General features: G+C 65.3%; 15 protein-coding genes. 3 read left to right on the top strand and 12 right to left on the bottom strand.

Translation table 11 applies throughout. From position 1 onward, the window contains the following. Nucleotides 1-29 precede the first annotated feature (29 nt). Nucleotides 30-1,043, bottom strand: coding sequence for a histone deacetylase family protein (locus ACIGJE_RS09225; RefSeq protein ID WP_415080364.1), 1,014 nt, complete (start codon nucleotides 1,041-1,043; stop codon nucleotides 30-32). Nucleotides 1,044-1,200: 157 nt separating this feature from the next. Between ACIGJE_RS09225 and ACIGJE_RS09220 the strand changes: the two genes are divergently transcribed. Continuing rightward, nucleotides 1,201-1,446, top strand: a complete 246-nt coding sequence (locus tag ACIGJE_RS09220; RefSeq protein WP_367625180.1) for a hypothetical protein — start codon at nucleotides 1,201-1,203, stop codon at nucleotides 1,444-1,446. Nucleotides 1,447-1,453: 7 nt separating this feature from the next. Here the strand turns inward: ACIGJE_RS09220 and ACIGJE_RS09215 are convergent, their stop codons facing one another. Beyond that, the gene (locus ACIGJE_RS09215) at nucleotides 1,454-2,203 is read right to left on the bottom strand and encodes an SDR family NAD(P)-dependent oxidoreductase (RefSeq protein WP_149253902.1); all 750 of its coding nucleotides are present in this window, start codon (nucleotides 2,201-2,203) and stop codon (nucleotides 1,454-1,456) included. A gap of 185 nt (nucleotides 2,204-2,388) precedes the next feature. Here ACIGJE_RS09215 and rhmD point away from each other — a divergent pair, with 185 nt between their 5' ends. Together rhmD and ACIGJE_RS09205 are read left to right on the top strand one after the other, a co-directional pair. Next, nucleotides 2,389-3,567, top strand: a complete 1,179-nt coding sequence (gene rhmD / locus ACIGJE_RS09210; protein WP_415080363.1) for an L-rhamnonate dehydratase — start codon at nucleotides 2,389-2,391, stop codon at nucleotides 3,565-3,567. A gap of 61 nt (nucleotides 3,568-3,628) precedes the next feature. Further along, complete coding sequence (locus ACIGJE_RS09205; protein ID WP_311942790.1) at nucleotides 3,629-4,315, top strand: GntR family transcriptional regulator; 687 nt, start codon at nucleotides 3,629-3,631, stop codon at nucleotides 4,313-4,315. Nucleotides 4,316-4,354: 39 nt separating this feature from the next. Here the strand turns inward: ACIGJE_RS09205 and ACIGJE_RS09200 are convergent, their stop codons facing one another. From ACIGJE_RS09200 to ACIGJE_RS09155, 10 genes are all read right to left on the bottom strand, one after another. Next, on the bottom strand, nucleotides 4,355-5,122 hold the full coding sequence (locus tag ACIGJE_RS09200) for an SDR family NAD(P)-dependent oxidoreductase (RefSeq protein ID WP_415080362.1): 768 nt from the start codon (nucleotides 5,120-5,122) through the stop codon (nucleotides 4,355-4,357). A 1-nt stretch (nucleotide 5,123) separates the two neighbouring features. After that, complete coding sequence (locus ACIGJE_RS09195; RefSeq protein ID WP_415080361.1) at nucleotides 5,124-6,164, bottom strand: histone deacetylase family protein; 1,041 nt, start codon at nucleotides 6,162-6,164, stop codon at nucleotides 5,124-5,126. Nucleotides 6,165-6,179: 15 nt separating this feature from the next. Further along, nucleotides 6,180-6,947, bottom strand: coding sequence for an SDR family NAD(P)-dependent oxidoreductase (locus ACIGJE_RS09190; protein ID WP_415080360.1), 768 nt, complete (start codon nucleotides 6,945-6,947; stop codon nucleotides 6,180-6,182). Between the two features lies 1 nt (nucleotide 6,948). Next, nucleotides 6,949-8,340: a glutamine synthetase family protein gene (locus tag ACIGJE_RS09185; protein WP_415080359.1), complete on the bottom strand. Its 1,392-nt coding sequence runs from the start codon at nucleotides 8,338-8,340 to the stop codon at nucleotides 6,949-6,951. Beyond that, complete coding sequence (locus tag ACIGJE_RS09180) at nucleotides 8,340-9,728, bottom strand: aspartate aminotransferase family protein (RefSeq protein WP_415080358.1); 1,389 nt, start codon at nucleotides 9,726-9,728, stop codon at nucleotides 8,340-8,342. The genes ACIGJE_RS09185 and ACIGJE_RS09180 overlap by 1 nt, the downstream gene beginning before the upstream one ends. A 240-nt stretch (nucleotides 9,729-9,968) precedes the next feature. Next, entirely contained in the window at nucleotides 9,969-11,291 is a 1,323-nt protein-coding gene (locus ACIGJE_RS09175; RefSeq protein WP_415080357.1) for an NAD(P)/FAD-dependent oxidoreductase, read from the bottom strand. A 12-nt stretch (nucleotides 11,292-11,303) separates the two neighbouring features. After that, entirely contained in the window at nucleotides 11,304-12,194 is an 891-nt protein-coding gene (locus ACIGJE_RS09170) for an ABC transporter permease (protein WP_311942810.1), read from the bottom strand. A gap of 11 nt (nucleotides 12,195-12,205) precedes the next feature. After that, on the bottom strand, nucleotides 12,206-13,156 hold the full coding sequence (locus ACIGJE_RS09165) for an ABC transporter permease (RefSeq protein WP_415080356.1): 951 nt from the start codon (nucleotides 13,154-13,156) through the stop codon (nucleotides 12,206-12,208). A 161-nt stretch (nucleotides 13,157-13,317) separates the two neighbouring features. Continuing rightward, nucleotides 13,318-14,991, bottom strand: a complete 1,674-nt coding sequence (locus ACIGJE_RS09160; protein WP_415080355.1) for a peptide ABC transporter substrate-binding protein — start codon at nucleotides 14,989-14,991, stop codon at nucleotides 13,318-13,320. An 81-nt stretch (nucleotides 14,992-15,072) separates the two neighbouring features. After that, nucleotides 15,073-16,404 (bottom strand): NAD(P)/FAD-dependent oxidoreductase, encoded by a 1,332-nt coding sequence (locus tag ACIGJE_RS09155; RefSeq protein WP_311942817.1) that lies wholly within the window; start codon nucleotides 16,402-16,404, stop codon nucleotides 15,073-15,075.

Raw genomic sequence — 16,404 nt, 5'->3', positions numbered from 1 at the left:
TCGTCAGCCATAGGGGTTGGAAAAATACCTCACAGCCCGCCGAGGAAGCTGGCGAGATTGTCGCCGAGCGCATCGCAGACATAGCCACCCTCCTGCACGATCGCCATCGGCAACCCGAGGCTGGCGATACGGGCGGCAATGCGAGCGAACCCCTTGGTGGTCACCGTCAATTCCTGGAAGGGGTCGCCCTCGAAAGCGTCGAGGCCGAGTGCCACCACCAGCGCGCCCGGCGCGAAGGCGGCAATGCGGTCCAGGGCGATGTCGAGGGCTGCGAGGAAGCCTTCGTCCCCCGTCTTGCGCGGCAGGGGCAGGTTGAGGTTGTAGCCGAGCCCCTCGCCTTCGCCGCGCTCGTCCGCATGGCCCCAGAAAAAGGGATAGAAACGGATGGGGTCGGCATGAACGGAAACGGTGAAGATGTCGGGGCGGCCATAGAACATGCCCTGGGTGCCGTTGCCATGGTGCAGGTCGACATCGAGAATGGCGACGCGGTCGTGGCGGCTGCGCAGGGCCTGGGCGGCGATGCCACTGTTGTTGAAGAAGCAGAAGCCCCCGGCCAGATCGGCGAAGGCGTGATGGCCCGGCGGACGGCAGAGCGCATAGGCGGCGCGTTCGCCGCCGAGCACCAGGCCGGCGGCATGATAGGCCGTATGGGCGCTGGCCAAGGCCGCCTCATAGGTCCCGGCCGAGATCGGGCAGGCCGTATCGGCCATATGATAACCCGCCTGTCCGACGGCGGAGGCTGGATAAGCCCCGTTGCGACGATCGGGATGGATGTTGGGGATCACCTCGGCAGAGGCCCCATCGATCTCGCACCAGCGCGCATGAATATGGCGGAGGAAGTGGATGTAGTCGGGCTTGTGCACCGCGGCGACGGGCACCAGGCCGGCATCGTCGGGCGCGACCTGCGTCAGGCCGGCGCCAAGGGCTGCCTGCAACAGGATGTCACAGCGGCGCGGCACTTCCGGATTGGGCCTCTGCGTGCCGCTCGACAGGAAGAAGGTCGGATCGTGGCGCCTCTGGGTTTCGCTGAATACGACCTTCATGTCCGATATTCCTCCGTCGGCTGCGACTCGATCCGCCCCTGTTTAGCCGATTTGGCCGGAACCGTGGCTGTCAAATCGCCGCTGGCTGTGACCCGCGAAACTGCCGGACTGCTCAATCGATGCGAGAAACCGGTACTGCTTCCCGAAGGATCGTTTCATGCGTCCGAGTACCGCTTTCCTTGCGCTGCTGGCCCTCGGCTGCGCCATACTGGTCTTTCTTGAGACGCAGGGACATTACCTGGCACGGTTGATCGACAGCCGGCTGCCCTGCCAGCAGAACCCCGCCAATTCCGCGCCCTGCTATGTGACGACGAGCCTCACCGTCATCGTCGCAGCCGCCGCCATCGGGCTGGCGGCGCTCGCCGTGGTGCTGGTGCGGGCGCTGATGGCCCGCCGTTGCTGATGCACGATCAGTAGGTGGCCCGGCCGCCCGAAATGTCGAACACGGCACCGGTGGTGAAGGAGCATTCCTCGCTGGCGAGCCAGGTGATGATGGCGGCCAGTTCCTCCACGGTGCCGAAGCGCCCCATCGGGATCTTCGACAGCATGTAGTCGATATGGGCCTGGCTGACCTGCTGGAGGATCGGCGTATCGACCGTTGCCGGCGTAATGGCGTTGACGGTGATGCCTTCCTTCGACAATTCCTTGCCCAGCGACTTGGTGAGCCCGATCACCGCCGCCTTGGAGGAGGAATAGGCCGACGCCGTGGGATTGCCTTCCTTGCCGGCGATGGAGGCGACGTTCACGATGCGGCCATAGCCATGCTTCTGCATCAGCGGCGCAACGAAGCGGTTGCAGTAGAACAGGCCGTTGACGTTGATGTCGTAGACCCGCTTCCACTCCTCGATCGGATAATTGACCAGCAGTTCGTTCTTGCCCGCCACGCCGGCGGAACAGACCAGCACGTCGATGCGGCCGAGCTGGCTTTCCGCAGTCTGGGCCGCCTTCTCGACGGCGATAGGGTCGGTGATGTCGATGGCGATGCCATGGGCCTTCGGGCCCAGCGCCTGGCGCACCGTCTCGATGCGGGCGGCATCCACGTCCCAGATCGAGACCGAACCGCCCTCGGCCACGATGCGCTCGGCCGTCTTGAGGCCGATGCCGGAGGCTCCGCCGGTGATGATGGCGCCGCGGCCCTCATAGCGAATGATCGTGGTCATGCCGGTCCTTCCCTGCCTTCCGAATGCCGGCCGTGCTGCCGGCGCCGCCGTGTTTTCCGGGGCAATCGGGTGATATCGGATTATTTGTCAGACAACAAGAGAGTGAGCTTTCAGGAATTTGTAAACTTGACTGACAAATTTCTTGCGTCACTATTCTGCGCAACCCAACGCAGGAAGGACGAGGCATGGCATCTCCCCGCATCAAGCAGGTCAGGACCTATCTGGTCCGCAGCGAAGGCGGCGGCGATTATTTCAGCCAGAAGCAGGGCCATTGGCTGATCGACACGCTGATCGCCAATCCGATGTCCGGCTATGCCGACTACAAGGCTTCGCGCACCAGTTGGGGCGTCAACGTCATGGGCTCGATCGTGGTGGAGATCGAGACCGAAAGCGGCCATGTCGGCCTCGCCACGGGCTTTGGCGGCGAGCCTGCCTGCTGGCTGATCCAGCACCATTTCCGCCGCTTCCTCGACGGCGCCGACCCGCGCGACCTCAATCGCCTCTGGGACCAGATGTTCCGGGCATCGATGTATTACGGCCGCAAGGGTCTGCCACTGGCAACCATCTCGGTGGTGGACCTGGCGCTGTGGGATCTCATCGGCAAGCTGCGGGAGGAACCGGTCTACAAGCTGATCGGCGGGCGCACCAAGGATGAGATCCGCTTCTATTGCACCGGCCCGCGGCCCGAAGCGGCCCGCCGGCTCGGCTTCTGGGGCGGCAAGGTGCCCCTGCCCCATGGCCCGGCCGACGGTATCGATGGCCTGCGCGCCAATGTGGCCTTCCTGGCTGCGCATCGGCAAGCCGTCGGCCCCGATTATCCGCTGATGGTGGATTGCTACATGGCACTCGACGTGCCCTATGCGATCGAGCTCGCCACCGCCTGCAGGGACCTCGACATCTATTGGTGGGAAGAGGTGCTGCATCCCGATGATGTCGACGGCTATGCGCTGCTCAAGAGAGCTTTGCCGGCAACAAAATGGACGACGGGCGAGCATGAATATTCGCGCTACGGCTTCCGCAAGCTGATCGAGGGGCGCCATATCGACATCCTGCAGCCCGACGTGATGTGGGTCGGCGGCCTGACCGAATTGCTGCGGATCTCCGCCCATGCCAGCGCCTATGACATTCCCGTGGTACCGCATGGCAGCGGCCCCTTCAGCTATCACTTCGTGATGTCGCAGCCCCATTCGCCCTATTGCGAATATGTTGCCAACAGCGCCGACGGCCAGGACGTCCTGCCGGTTTTCGGCCCCCTCTTCACCAATGAACCGGTGCCTCGAAACGGACGCCTCGACGTTCCCGACACCCCGGGTTTCGGCCTGATCCGCAATCCGGCAGCAGTGCTGGTCGAAGCCGGAGCATAGCAGGACGCCCCGTCCTGCTTCGGTGCTTGCCCTCGGGTCGCCAATGTGATCACAGTCGGCGATGAGCACCGACAGTCTCGCCGCCGTCGAACCGGCCGACACCACGCCCAACCCGCTGCATCAGCAGGTCTACAGGACGCTGCGCGAACAGCTGATCATCGGCAATTTCCATCCCGGCAAAAGCATGAGCCTGCGCGGCATCAGCGACATGCTGGGCGTGGGCGTGATGCCTTGCCGCGAGGCGATCCGCCGCCTGGCCGCCGAGAACGCCCTGGAGGTCCAGCAGAACAGGCGGGTCTGCGTGCCGCATCTGACCGTGGCCCGTTTCGAGGAACTGATGAGCGCACGGCTCGCCCTCGAACCGCTTTGCGCCCGGCGCGCTTTGCCTTTTGTCGATAGCGACAGGCTGGAGCGCATGATCGCCCATGACGAGACGATGAACCGAAACTACAAGACCGGCAACGCCGACGTCTACATGCTCGCCAATTACAACTTCCACTTCGAGCTCTACCGCGCCGGCAATTCGGACGTGCTGGTGCCGTTGCTCGAAAGCGTGTGGGTGCAGTTCGGCCCCTTCATGCGCACCATCTATGATGTGGTCGAAGGCGCCGAGATCATCGACAAGCACAAGATGGCGATCGAGGCGATTCGCCGGAACGATGCGGATTCACTGCGCACCGCCATCGAGGCCGACATTCTCGATGGCATGTACCTGCTGCGGCATACGCTCGGCCTGGGCGCGAACTAACACCACAGTTGCAGTTTTCATTCGAAGGGGATTGGAGTGTCAGCCCTTGCGCTCCTGCAGGATGTTGCCGCCGTCCACCACCAGCACGGAGCCGTTAACGTAGCTTGCGCCGTCGGAGGCCAGGAAAGCCACCGCAGCGGCGACCTCGTCAGGGGTTCCTGCGCGGCCCGGCGGCGTAGCGCGGGCAGCGATGCGCTCCTCCTCGGTTGAGGAGCCCGTCTCGATCCAGCCCGGCGCCACCGCATTGACGGTGACGCCATCCCCGGCCACCTCCAAAGCGAGGGCGTGGGTCAGCCCGACCATGCCCGCCTTGGCCGTCGAATAGGCGGCTTCGCCGGGATTGGAGACATAGGGGCCGGTGACCGAGGCGACATTGACGATGCGTCCGTGGCGCCTCGCGATCATGGCGGGCAGGAAGGCCCGCGTCACCAGAAAGGCGGTGTTCAGGCTGACGTCGATGCCGCGATTCCATTCGGCCTCGTCGAGATCGACGAAGCGCTTCTGCACCGCCGGCTTCAGCACGCTGCCCATGCCGGCATTGTTGACGAGGATGTCGACATCGCCGGCCGCCGTCCGCAATCGGCGCACCTCGTCGGGCCGCGTGAGATCGGCAACTACTGCCCAGGCTTCGATGTCCTCGGCCTCCAGTTCCGCCGCGCGGCGATAGATCCGGTCGGTCGAGGCCGTGATCGCCACCGACAGGCCGGCACGCCCGAAGGCCTTGGCAATGGCGAAACCAATGCCGTCGGGAGCCCCGGCGCCCGTTACCAACACGGAGCGCGAGCGGACGAAAGATCCCGAAGCCATCTCACCCTCCCGCCTGTTCGAAGCCGGTCAGGACATTGACGGCATTGACCCCGAGCGCGCCGATGGCGTAGCCGCCTTCCATCACGAACAGGGTCGGCAGGCCCAGCGCCGCGATCCGTGCTCCGATCTCGCTGAAATGCGGGGTATCGAGCTTGAACTGGGAAATCGGGTCGTCCTTGTAGGTATCGACCCCGAGCGAGACCACCAGGGCCTGCGCATCGAAGGCCTCAATCCTGCGGCAGGCATCCTCGAAGGCGGCGGACCATTCCGGCCATTGCGTGCCTGAAGGCAGGGGATAGTTGAGGTTGAAGCCCTCGCCAGCTCCCTCGCCGCGTTCGCGGGCATAGCCGAGATGGAAAGGAAATTCGAAATCGGGATCGCCATGCATGGAAGCGACCAGCACGTCGGCCCGATCGTAGAAGATCTCCTGCGTACCGTTGCCGTGATGATAGTCGACATCGAGCACCGCGACGCGCGAGCGGCCGGCATCACGAAAACGCTGCACGGCGATGGCGGCATTGTTGAGGTAGCAATAGCCACCGAAGAAATCACGGCCCGCATGATGGCCGGGCGGGCGGCATAGCGAGAAGGCCGTGCGCTCGCCGCCGAGCACGGCATCGGCGCCGGCGAGCGCGGTGTCGGCGGCGCGCTTGGCCGCCTGCCAGGTGGTGGCGGTGATCGAACCGGCCATGTCGAAGGAATAGTAGGAAAGACGGGCATCGAGGCCGCGGGGCGCCTTATCGATCGGCGGCATGGAACGATGGCGCCAGCTATAGGGCCAGACCTCGCCATCGCGGCCGGCGGCCTGCCATTCCTCATACACGCCCTTGAGGAAATCGACATAATCAGGCGTGTGGACGCGCTTGATCGGTGCGAGCTCATAATCCTGCGGGGTCAGTATCGGCCCGAGGCCCACGTCCTTGACCCGTGCCAGGATGATCTCGGCGCGTTCCGGCTTTTCGAATGTCTCGACGATCTTGCCGAAGGAAAGCTCCATGCCGCTGTGATGGAGATGGTGGTCGGCGGTGTAGAAGGTCTTCATGCCATAAGCCCGGATTCAATAGCCTGCGGTGATGCCGAAATCGATGGAGAGGGCCGCGCCGGTGATCGGGGCGGCGCCGGGCTGGCAGAGATAGTGGATGAATCCGGCGATCTCCTCGGCCTTGATGAAACGGGCACTCTCGCCCTGCGGATAGTTGCCGAGCAGCCGTCGCTTATAGGCGTCGGGATCGCCGTCGCCATAGGTCACGGCCTGATACTCGATCATCGGCGTGGCGACGTCGCCGGGGCAGATGGCGTTGACGCGAATGCCCTGCGGCGCGAGTTCCAGCGCCAGGGCCTTGCTGAGCAGCACCAGCCCGCCCTTGGAGGCGCAATAAACGGCCGCGCCCTTGTTACCGACCAGCCCGGCATCGGAGGCGATGTTGACGATCACGCCCCGCGACGCCGTGAGATGAGGAATGGCGGCCGAGATCAGGAAGAACGCGCCCTTGAGGTTGACGTCGAGCACACGGTCCCAGTCCTCCTCGTTGACCGAGGTGGCGGGCCCCTCCAGCCAGACGCCCGCCGCATTGACGAGCACGTCGAGACCACCGGCCTCGGCCGCCCTCGCCACCACCTCGCGGCAGGCCTGGGCGGAGCGGATGTCGAGCGGCAAAGCGAGCACCTCGACACCCGCATCCGCCACCTTGGCCCGGGCCTCTTCGAGACGCGCGCCCGGAAGATCCGCCAGGACCACGCGCGCGCCGTCCTGGGCAAAGCGCAGGGCCGTCGCCAGCCCCATGCCACCGGCGCCGCCGGCAATCAGAATGGTCCGCCTGGTCATCTCAGACGACCTCCCCGTAAAGCTGCAGCTCCAAGGCGGTGATATCGGCGGCAAAACGCCGATATTCCGCCCGCTTGAGCGCCAGCAGCACATGGTGGAGGCGCTCGCCCAGGGCCTCCTTCAGGAAGGCCGAGCCGGCCGCCGCCTCGATGGCGCTGCGCCAATCGGCCGGCAGGGCATCATCGGCCGCGCTCGCATAGGCAGTGGCTGCCGGCCCCGGATCGCGTTGCGCGGCAAGGCCCCTGCGGATGCCCGCCAGCACGACGGCGCCAACCAGATAGGGGTTGGCATCGACCCCGGCGGCGCGCTGCTCCAGATGCCGGCCCTCCGGCGAACCGGCGGGAACGCGCACGGCGACGGCCCGGTTGTTGACGCCCCAGCTCGGCGCCGTCGGCGCATAGCTCTGCGCCGCGAAGCGCCGCCATGAATTGAGATGGGGCGCAAAGACCAGCATGCTCTCCGTCATGGTCTCCAGCAGGCCGGCAATGGCATGGCGCAGGGCCGGCGCGAGTTCGCCGTCGCGGTCGGCGAAGAGATTGGCGCCGTCCCGGCCTGCCAGGCTGGCATGGGCGTGCATGCCCGAGCCGGCGCGGCCGGCAAAGGGCTTGGCCATGAAGCAGGCCTTCATGCCGTGGCGGACGGCGAGCGCACGCAGCAGCCGCTTCAGCATGATCAGGTCGTCGGCGGCGCGCAGCGCATCCTCGCGATGGCGCAATGTCAGTTCGAACTGGCCTGGCGCATATTCGGAGATCAGCGTCTGTACCGGCAGGGCTTGCGCCTCGGCGGCGCGATAGACGGCATCGACGAAGGGCTCGAGGCGATCGAGCTCATCGACGCTGTAGACATGGATGCCGCCGAGCCTTTCGCCGGTCAGCGGCAGGCGGAGCGGCTGCGGGCGGCCATCTGCCGTCGCCTCGCGATCGAGCAGGTAGAATTCGAGCTCGAAGGCGGCGACAGGCTGCCTGTCCTCGGCCTGGAGCAAAGCCTGCTGGGCTGCCAGGGCATGGCGGGGATCGGCCGCCATCGGCGAGCCGTCGAGCTCGAACAGCGACAGGCGCACCTCGCCGCGCGGCGGCGATGTCCAGGGCAGCGGCACCAGGGAGCCGGCGATCGGCCAGGCGCGCCGGTCGGCATCGCCATCCGACCAGACCAGGCCGGTTTCCTCGACATCCTCGCCCGTGACGTCGAGGCTGAGAATGGAGCCGGGCAGATGCCGGCCACCGCGGAACAGCGGCAGGAGTTCCTCCCGCCTGATGATCTTGCCGCGGGCAATACCGTTGATGTCGACAAGGACGAGATCAAAGGCGCCGATCTCGGGATGATCGGCCAGGAAGGCCTCGGCTTCGGCAATATCAGCGGCCTGGGCCGGCCGCGTCGTCAGGGCGCCGGCCATTACGCCGCCTCCCCGGCCTGGCAGAAGCGGGCGAGGATCTCGCCATAGGCGGCAACCAGCTCCTGGGCTTGCGCCTCGGCCAAGGCCGGACTGACCAGGATCATGTTGTGGAAGGGGGTGAGCAGGAAGCCGCGATTGAGCAGGGACAGGTGCAATCCCTCCTCGATGACCGAGGAGGCGGCTTCACGGGCTTCCGCCGCGTTGCGCACCGGCTCGGAGCTGAACACCACTTCCAGCCGGGCGCCGACGCGGGTGACATGCCAGGGCAGGCCCTGCGCCCCGATGGCCTTGATAAGGCCTGCCTCGATGATGTCGGTTCGCGCGGCCATGGTGGCATAGGTCCCTGAGGTCATCACCTTTTCCAGGCTCGCCCTCAGGCAGGCGAGTTGCAGCGCACTGCCGGACAAAGTGGTGCCGATGCCGGAATGGCCATGGCTGTCGCGCGCTCGCCGCGCCCGGTCGAGCCCCTCGGCCACCTCGGCGCTCATGCCCCACACGCTTACCGGCACGCCGCCGCCGATGGGCTTGCCCATCACCATCAGGTCCGGCTCCAGGCCGTGCAGCATGGTGTAGCCGCCGAGGCCGGTGGAAATCGTATGGGTCTCGTCGATCAGCAATAGCGTGCCATGTTCGCGCGTCAGCCGCCGCAGCGTGTCGTGGAAACCCGGCGCAGGCAGGATCATGCCGCAATTGGTCATCACCGGTTCGGCCAGCACGCAGGCGACTTCACCGGACGCCAAGGCGCCGCGCAGCGCTTCCTCATCGTTGAAGGGAATGGCAATGGTGGTCTCGCCGAGATCGACCACCTGACCGAGCAGGCTCGCCCGCGAGAAAGTACGGCCATTGACGAGATCGACCAGCGTGTCATCGACGGCGCCGTGATAGCAGCCGTCGAACACCAGGATCTTGCGCCGCCCGGTCACGGCCCGCGCCACACGGATGGCGAAACGGTTGGCGTCGCTCGCCGTGGCGCCGATCTGCCAATGCGGCAGGCCGAAGCGCGCAGCCAGCAGTTCGCCGACGATCTCGGCATCGGCGGATGGCAGCATCGTCGTCAGGCCGCGATGGCCGGCATTGCGCAGCACTTCCAGGATCGGCTCGGGCCCGTGGCCGAACATGGCGCCGGTATCGCCGAGGCAGAGATCGACCACCCCATTGCCGTCGATGTCGGTGAGATGCACGCCGCTCGCCTGCTCGATCACCATCGGGAAGGGCATCGGCCAATCGAGCATCCAGTGCATCGGCACATTGTCGAAGAGGCCCTTGCCCTTGCGCTCCGCCATGGCCCGCGCCTTGGGACGACGCTCGGCATAAAGCTGCCGTTCCGCCGGCAGCAGGGCCTTCACCCGCGCCTCGATGGCTGCATTGTCGATCGGCGTGCTGGACACGAGGAACCTCCGCTGAATGGATTGTGGCACCGTTCATCGCCGAACGATGGCCCACGCTATTGTGATCACAATCAGCAGATTGAAGGTTATACTGTCAACATATATCCAGAAAAATCCGCGAATTGTGATCACGTTACGGCCCGTGATCGAAGTCTCCTCTCTTCCCGAGCGGACAGCAGGCGCGATCCAGCGGTCGCGCCCTTCAGCTCTCTGCAGTGGAAAATCGGGGAGTTTCCCGCGTCAGGCGTGCGGCGGCAGGGGCGCGCCGTCCATGCGGGTCTTCAGCCAATCGCGCGCCCGGTAGTAGCGCAGCGTGAGCTGGGGGCCGAAGCTCATATAGAAAGGCGCCTCGTGCAGCGGCTCGACCTTGAGCGAGAGCTCCTGCTCCGGCACGTCGAGCGCCCATTCCGAGAGGATGCCGCCGAGCATGCTGCCGGTGGGCACGCCGCGCCCCGACAGGCCGGTAAGGGCGACGATGCCGGGCGCCAGGCCGTAGAGACGGGGAATGGTCCTGGCCTGCATGTCGAGTTCGCCGAACCAGAAATACTCCCAGCGGATCTCCTGCCTGATCTGCGGATGCAGCCATTTCAGGCGATCGCTCATGACCTGGTGCGTATAGGCAAGGTCGCGCCCGCGCCGCCCCATCGGGAACATCGAGGCGACGATGCGGCCCTCGGCATTGTATTTGTAGACATAGATGTCACCGCGGCCGTCATGCATGGTGGTGTTCTCGGGCAGGACGGAGCGGCGCTCCTCCTCGCTGAGCGGTTGCGTCGCCGCCACGAAGACGCGCATGATCTTGAAGCTCTGGTCGAGCTTGGGCCAGCCCTCCATCGTATAGGCGCCGGTGGCGAAGATCACCTTGTCGGCCACCACGCTGCCATCAGCGGTATGGGCCACCCAGCGCAGGCCTTCGCGCGTGACATTGGTCACCTTCGAGCCCGTATGCAGTATCCCGCCTTCCTGCTGCACGGCCCGCGCCAGGCCGCGCGCATAGCCGAGCGGATTGAGATGGCCCGCCTCGCTGTGGAACCAGCCGCCATGGAAGCGCGGGCTGCCGGTGATCGCCTCCACCTCCGCCTTGTCGACGAAGCGGGTGCGGGCGCCGACGGCGTTGTATTCCTCGACCTTGCGCTTGATGGCATCGATGGCACCCGGGCGGGCCGCCGCCTGAACATAGCCGTTCTGCTGCCATTCGCACTGGATCTGGTAGCGCTCGATCATGGCGCTGACGCGGGCATTGGCCTGGGTCTGCCGGGCGATCAGCCTTTCGGCCCAGGGTTCGCCGAGCAGCCTGCGCAATTCGGGCAGGCTGAAATGGGTGAAGGTCGGCGTACAATGGCCGGCATTGCGGCCGGAGCCGCCGAAACCGGCCTGCTCGGCCTCCAGCAGCACCACGTTGACGCCCTTGCGCACCAGTTCAAGCGCGGTGGTGAGGCCGGTATAGCCGGCACCGACGATGCAGACATCGGCCTGCACGCGCCCGGCCAGGGGCACGGTGTGCGGGGTGGGAGCGGCCGTCGCATACCAGAGCGTCGCGTCGAAGGGCGAGAATTTCGACATGGCCAGGCCCTCTCAGTTCAGGTCGCTTCGGGCGTCGAGGGCATCGCGCAGCCCATCGCCGATGAAGTTGAAGCTGGTGACGGCGAGCGTGATCGCCACGCCCGGCACGATGGCGAGCCAGGGGGCATTGGCGAGATATTGCTGGGCCCCGTTGAGCATGTTGCCCCAGCTCGGCAGCGGCGGCTGGATGCCATAGCCCAGGAAGCTCACATAGGCCTCCAGCAGGATGGCGCGGGCCACCGTCAGCGTCGCCGCCACGATGATCGGCCCGATGACGTTGGGCAGCAATTCGCGGAACATGATCCAGCTGTTCGACAGCCCCACCATGCGCGCCGCCAGCACGAAATCGCGCTCGCGCAGCGAGCGCACTTCCGCCTCCACGATGCGCGCCACCTCCATCCAGCTGGTGACGGCGATGATCACCGTGATCATCAGCGGGCTCGGCTTGATGAAGGCCGCCAGCGTCAGGAGGAGGAAGATGCTGGGGAAGGACAGGAAGGCGTCGACGAAGCGCATCAGGGCTGAGCCGGCCCAGCCGCCATAATAGCCGGCGGTGACGCCGATCACCGTGCCGAGCGCCGTGCTGAGCAACATGGCGAAGAAGCCCACGAGCAGCGAGATGCGCCCCGCCATGAACAGGCGGGCGGCGAGGTCGCGGCCGAGCGGATCGGTGCCGAAGATGTGGTAGCCGGTGAAGGGCGGCGCGAAGCGGGCCCTCAGATCGATGAAGAGCTCGTCATAGGGCAGCAGGCGCGGGCCGAGGATGCAGGCAAGCGTCAGGAGGATGATCATTGCCAGGCCGACCATGGCGAGCCGATGCCGGCAGAAGCGCCGTACCGTGCGACTGCGCCACCAGCGCGGCTTCGGCGAAGGCGATGCGGGGGAAAGAGTTGCTGAGGCCATTGCTTTTCTCCCTAACCGAGCCGGATGCGGGGATCGACGAAGGCGACCAGCAGGTCGGCGATCAGATTGCCGATGAGCACCAGGATCGCCGAGAACATCAAAAGCCCCATGATCACCGGATAGTCGCTGTAGCCCAGGCTATCGAGGAACAGCCGGCCCATGCCCGGCCAGGTGAAGACGGTTTCCGTCACCAGCGCTCCGCTCAGGATGGTGGGTATCTGCAGGCCGGCCAGGGTGATCATCGGCAGCAGGGCATTGCCGATCACGTGCTTGACCAGCACGCGGCGCGGCTTCAGCCCCTTGGCCTTGGCCGTGCGCACGAAATCCTGGTTGATCACGTCGAGCGTGGCCGTGCGCATGTAGCGGCTCCAGACCGCCACATTCACCAGCGCCAGCACGATGCTGGGCATGATGAGATGGATGGCATAGTCGGCGAAGCTGCCGTCGCCCACCGTGAACATGTTGCCCGCCGGCAGCCATTTCAGCTTCAGCGAGAAGAGGTAGATCCCCACCAGGCCGAACCAGAAGGTGGGAATGGAGAGCGCGATCATCGCCCCCACCGTCGCCAGCGTATCGAACAGCGAATAGCGACGCGTCGCTCCCATCACACCGATCCAGGTGCCGATGACGATGGAAATCAGGGTTGAAAAGCCCATCAGCAGCAGCGTGGCGAAGAGATGCCCGCCGATGATGGCGAGCACCGGCTGGCCGTCGCGATAGGACCGGCCCCAATCGCCCTGCACCAGACGCCAGAACCAGTCGAGATACTGGATCGGCAGCGGGCGGTTCAGGCCCATCTGCTCGGCGATGCGATCGAGCGCCTCCTTGGTCATGCCCGGCGTGAGCGTGTATTGCGAAAGCGGGCCGCCGGGCGCCAGATTGAGCACAGCAAAACCGATGACCGAGACCAGCAGCAGCAGGATGAGGCTCTGCCACAACCGGCCAGCGAGATAGCGCAGCATGGGATCGTCTCCACTCGGCCGGCCTTATGGGCCGGCTGTCAGCAGGGTGGCGGGCCAATGCAATCGCTTCGGGTTGAGACCCCGGCCCACTCCCCTTCCCCGGAGGAGGGAGGGTAGGACGGAGCTCGTCTAATCCAAGCAATTGCCCCGGGGCAGCAGGCCTATTTGGCCCAGCGCCAGGTGTTGACGTTCCAGCTGTCGATGCGATTGTTGATGTTGGGCAGGAAGCCTTCCACCCCCTTCTTGCGCCCACGCACGGTGGCGTATTGATAGATCGGCAGGAAGGGCAGGTCGGTCCGCATGATCTCCTGGATCTTGAAGTAGAGCTTGCGGCGTTCCTCCGGCACGAAAAGGTTGCCGGCCTCCTTCAGGAGTTTGTCCACTTCGGGATTGGCATATTGCCAGGTGTTCTGGCCGTTACCGCCCTTCGCCCCGCTCGAAGTCGACATGAAATAGTCCGAGGTATCGGGATCCGGCCCGGTGATGAAGTTGATGCCGACGACAACGCTGTCGAACTTCGACAACATCCAGTAGTCGCCCCACATCACGGCCGGCGGCAGGTTGGAGATCGTCATCTCCACGCCGATGTCCTTGAAGGATTGCTGCATGAATTGCTGCACCTGCTCGCGCAGATGGTTGCCGGCCGTGGTCGAATTGCTGAAGGACAGGCGCACACCGTCCTTGGCGCGGATTCCGTCGGCGCCGGGCACCCAGCCAGCCTCGTCGAGCACCTTCTTGGCCTTCTCGGGATCGTAGTCCTGCTTGGGAAGGTCCGGATTGTAGTAGAAGGACTGCTGCGGCATGTAGGATTCGGTCGGGGCAGGCAGGCCGTAATAGAGCGCCTCGATGATCGTCTTCTTATCCAGCGCATGATAGAGCGCCTTGCGGACGGCCGGGTCCTTGAACTGCGGACGTTCCATATTGAATCCGACCGACTCGATGGTCGCATTCGGCACGACATCCACGACCTTGCCCTCGAGCGTCTTGGCTTCCTCGTAATGGTCGGCCGTGATCCATTGCAGGCCCAGGACATCGACGTCCCCGGTCTTGAACTGGGTGTACATCACCGTCATGTCGGGGATGTATTTGTAGACGATGCGCTCCAGATAGGGGCCTTCTCCGAAATAATCCTCGTTGGCGGCAAGCTCGATATAGTCGCCGGCGACGCGCTTGCTCCACTTGAAGGGCCCGGTGCCGACGGGCGCATTGTTGAAAGGCGCCGTATTCTTATCGGCAGCCTCGCCGAGGATGTGCTTGGGCACGATGAAGGTGGAGGCCAGGATCGAGGGATAGGGCGCGAAGGGCTTGTCCATGCGCCAGGTGATCTCGGTGGGCGACACTACCTTGATGTCGCGCACATGCTCGTGGCCGGTGCGCCGCCAGCTGCGGAAATTCGGGTCGACCATCAGTTCCAGCGTGAACTTGACGTCCTCGGCCGTGAAGGGCTTGCCGTCATGCCACTTCACGCCATCGCGCAGCTTGACCTTCCAATTGAGGCCGTCGGCGGAAATGCCGCCATTCTCCACGCTCGGCACCTCGACAGCGAGGGATGGCGTGAACTTGCCGTCCGGATCGACGTCGAACAGCGGATTGAACACGCTGTAATGGATGCCCTCGTCCACCTCGATATGGAGCAGATGCGGATTGAAGACCGTCGGCTCCTGCGAGAAGCTGATGACCATCTGGCCGGACGGCTTGTCCTTGCCGGCCGCCAGGGCCCCCTCCCGCCCGAGCAGGGCCGGCATCAGCAGCGCCGAGGCGCCGGTCGCTGCCATCAGGCCGAGAGCCTGCCGGCGATTGGGATGGGGAAACTGGTTTCGCTCTTGTTTCGACATGATGAGTTCCTCTGGAGAGTGGCTTTATTTTTATGGTTGTTGCAGTCGGTTGCCGGCCCGAGATCTCCCAGGCCGGCAGGCTTAGAACCCGCTGATCAGCTCGATCTTCGATCCGTCCGAGAAGCGGGAGAAACGGAAATTGGCCGGGTCGACCAAGGGCGGCCGTCCGGTGACGAGATCGGCCATCAACTTGCCGGCCGCCGGGCCGATGCCGAAGCCGTGGCCGGAGAAGCCGGTAGCGATGTGGAAGCCGGGTATGGCTTCGACCGGCGAGATCACCGGCACGGCATCCGGCGTGACGTCGATATAGCCGGCCCAGCGCTGCGCAATCTCTGCCTTGGCGAAGACCGGGAAGGCCTTGGTGAGATTGGCCAGGGCGACATCGGTCAATTCCTTCGCCGGCTCGGGATCGAGCACCCGGCAGCGTTCGAAGGGGCTGACCTCGTCCATCGCCCATTGCTTCGGCACGCGGGCTTCCTCGAAGAAGCGGCCACCCATCCTCAGATTGAGCGAACGCCATTCCTTGCGCAGCGCCGGCAGGAAATCGAAGAAGAAGCGGAAGCTGTTGGGCACGATGTCGACGACGTTCTCATGCCCGGAGGCGATGGTATAGCCGCCATCCGCGCGCTTGCGCACGGCAAAGCCGTTGGACCAGATTGCCGGTCCCGGCCCGCCTTCCAGCGGCTTGGTGCGCAGGACGGAATTCTTCACCTTCAACTGCGGCAGGCGAATGCCGAAGCGGCCGGAGAACAGGCTCGACCAGGCTCCTCCGGCCAGGACGACGGCACTGCAGGCGATCGGCCCGCGTTCGGTGACGACGCCGCTGATCGCTCCGCCCGACGTCTCCACGCCGCGCACGGCGCATTCGGTCAGGATGGCGGCGCCCTTGCGCCGGGCCGCCTCCGCGATCAGGGGAGCGGCGCGCTGCGGCTCGGCGCGGCCGTCCTCGGCGGTGAACAGCGCCCCCTTGATGTCCATGGTGGTGCCGGGAAACATCCGCTTGTATTCGGTGCCCGAGATCATGCGGGAGTCGAGCTGGTAGCCGTCGAGATTGCGGTTCCAGCGCTCGTGGTCGGCATATTCCTTGTCGTTCTCACAGGTGAACATGATGCCGGCACGGGTATAGCCGGTGTCGCCTTCGACGCGCTGGTCGAGCGTCTTCCAGATCCTCAGCGCCTCGGCCATCAGGGGCACTTCACGCGGGTCGCGCCGCGAGATGCGTACCCAGCCCCAATTGCGGCTCGACTGTTCCTGGCCGATGCCGCCCTTCTCGCAAAGCGCGACCTTGAGGCCCCGCTCGGCCAGTTCGAGCGCCGTGGAGGTGCCAATGATGCCGCCGCCGATGACGACGACATCGACCTTGGCGGGCAGCGCCGCGTCGCCTTGGACGGGAATGACAGTGGGGCCGGGCAT

It is taken from the genome of Labrys sp. E2SS-1L, from assembly GCF_057073705.1.
The sequence above is the reverse complement of the archived record's forward strand: the minus strand, read 5'-3'. Positions and strand labels throughout refer to the sequence as shown.

What these genes read in the sequence shown, in the direction of transcription:
- ACIGJE_RS09225 (WP_415080364.1), bottom strand. Translation starts at nt 1,043, where the DNA reads ATGAAGGTCGTATTCAGCGAAACCCAGAGGCGCCACGATCCGACCTTC.
- ACIGJE_RS09220 (WP_367625180.1), top strand. Translation starts at nt 1,201, where the DNA reads ATGCGTCCGAGTACCGCTTTCCTTGCGCTGCTGGCCCTCGGCTGCGCC.
- ACIGJE_RS09215 (WP_149253902.1), bottom strand. Translation starts at nt 2,203, where the DNA reads ATGACCACGATCATTCGCTATGAGGGCCGCGGCGCCATCATCACCGGC.
- rhmD (WP_415080363.1), top strand. Translation starts at nt 2,389, where the DNA reads ATGGCATCTCCCCGCATCAAGCAGGTCAGGACCTATCTGGTCCGCAGC.
- ACIGJE_RS09205 (WP_311942790.1), top strand. Translation starts at nt 3,629, where the DNA reads ATGAGCACCGACAGTCTCGCCGCCGTCGAACCGGCCGACACCACGCCC.
- ACIGJE_RS09200 (WP_415080362.1), bottom strand. Translation starts at nt 5,122, where the DNA reads ATGGCTTCGGGATCTTTCGTCCGCTCGCGCTCCGTGTTGGTAACGGGC.
- ACIGJE_RS09195 (WP_415080361.1), bottom strand. Translation starts at nt 6,164, where the DNA reads ATGAAGACCTTCTACACCGCCGACCACCATCTCCATCACAGCGGCATG.
- ACIGJE_RS09190 (WP_415080360.1), bottom strand. Translation starts at nt 6,947, where the DNA reads ATGACCAGGCGGACCATTCTGATTGCCGGCGGCGCCGGTGGCATGGGG.
- ACIGJE_RS09185 (WP_415080359.1), bottom strand. Translation starts at nt 8,340, where the DNA reads ATGGCCGGCGCCCTGACGACGCGGCCGGCCCAGGCCGCTGATATTGCC.
- ACIGJE_RS09175 (WP_415080357.1), bottom strand. Translation starts at nt 11,291, where the DNA reads ATGTCGAAATTCTCGCCCTTCGACGCGACGCTCTGGTATGCGACGGCC.
- ACIGJE_RS09170 (WP_311942810.1), bottom strand. Translation starts at nt 12,194, where the DNA reads ATGGCCTCAGCAACTCTTTCCCCCGCATCGCCTTCGCCGAAGCCGCGC.
- ACIGJE_RS09165 (WP_415080356.1), bottom strand. Translation starts at nt 13,156, where the DNA reads ATGCTGCGCTATCTCGCTGGCCGGTTGTGGCAGAGCCTCATCCTGCTG.
- ACIGJE_RS09160 (WP_415080355.1), bottom strand. Translation starts at nt 14,991, where the DNA reads ATGTCGAAACAAGAGCGAAACCAGTTTCCCCATCCCAATCGCCGGCAG.
- ACIGJE_RS09155 (WP_311942817.1), bottom strand. Translation starts at nt 16,404, where the DNA reads ATGCCCGGCCCCACTGTCATTCCCGTCCAAGGCGACGCGGCGCTGCCC.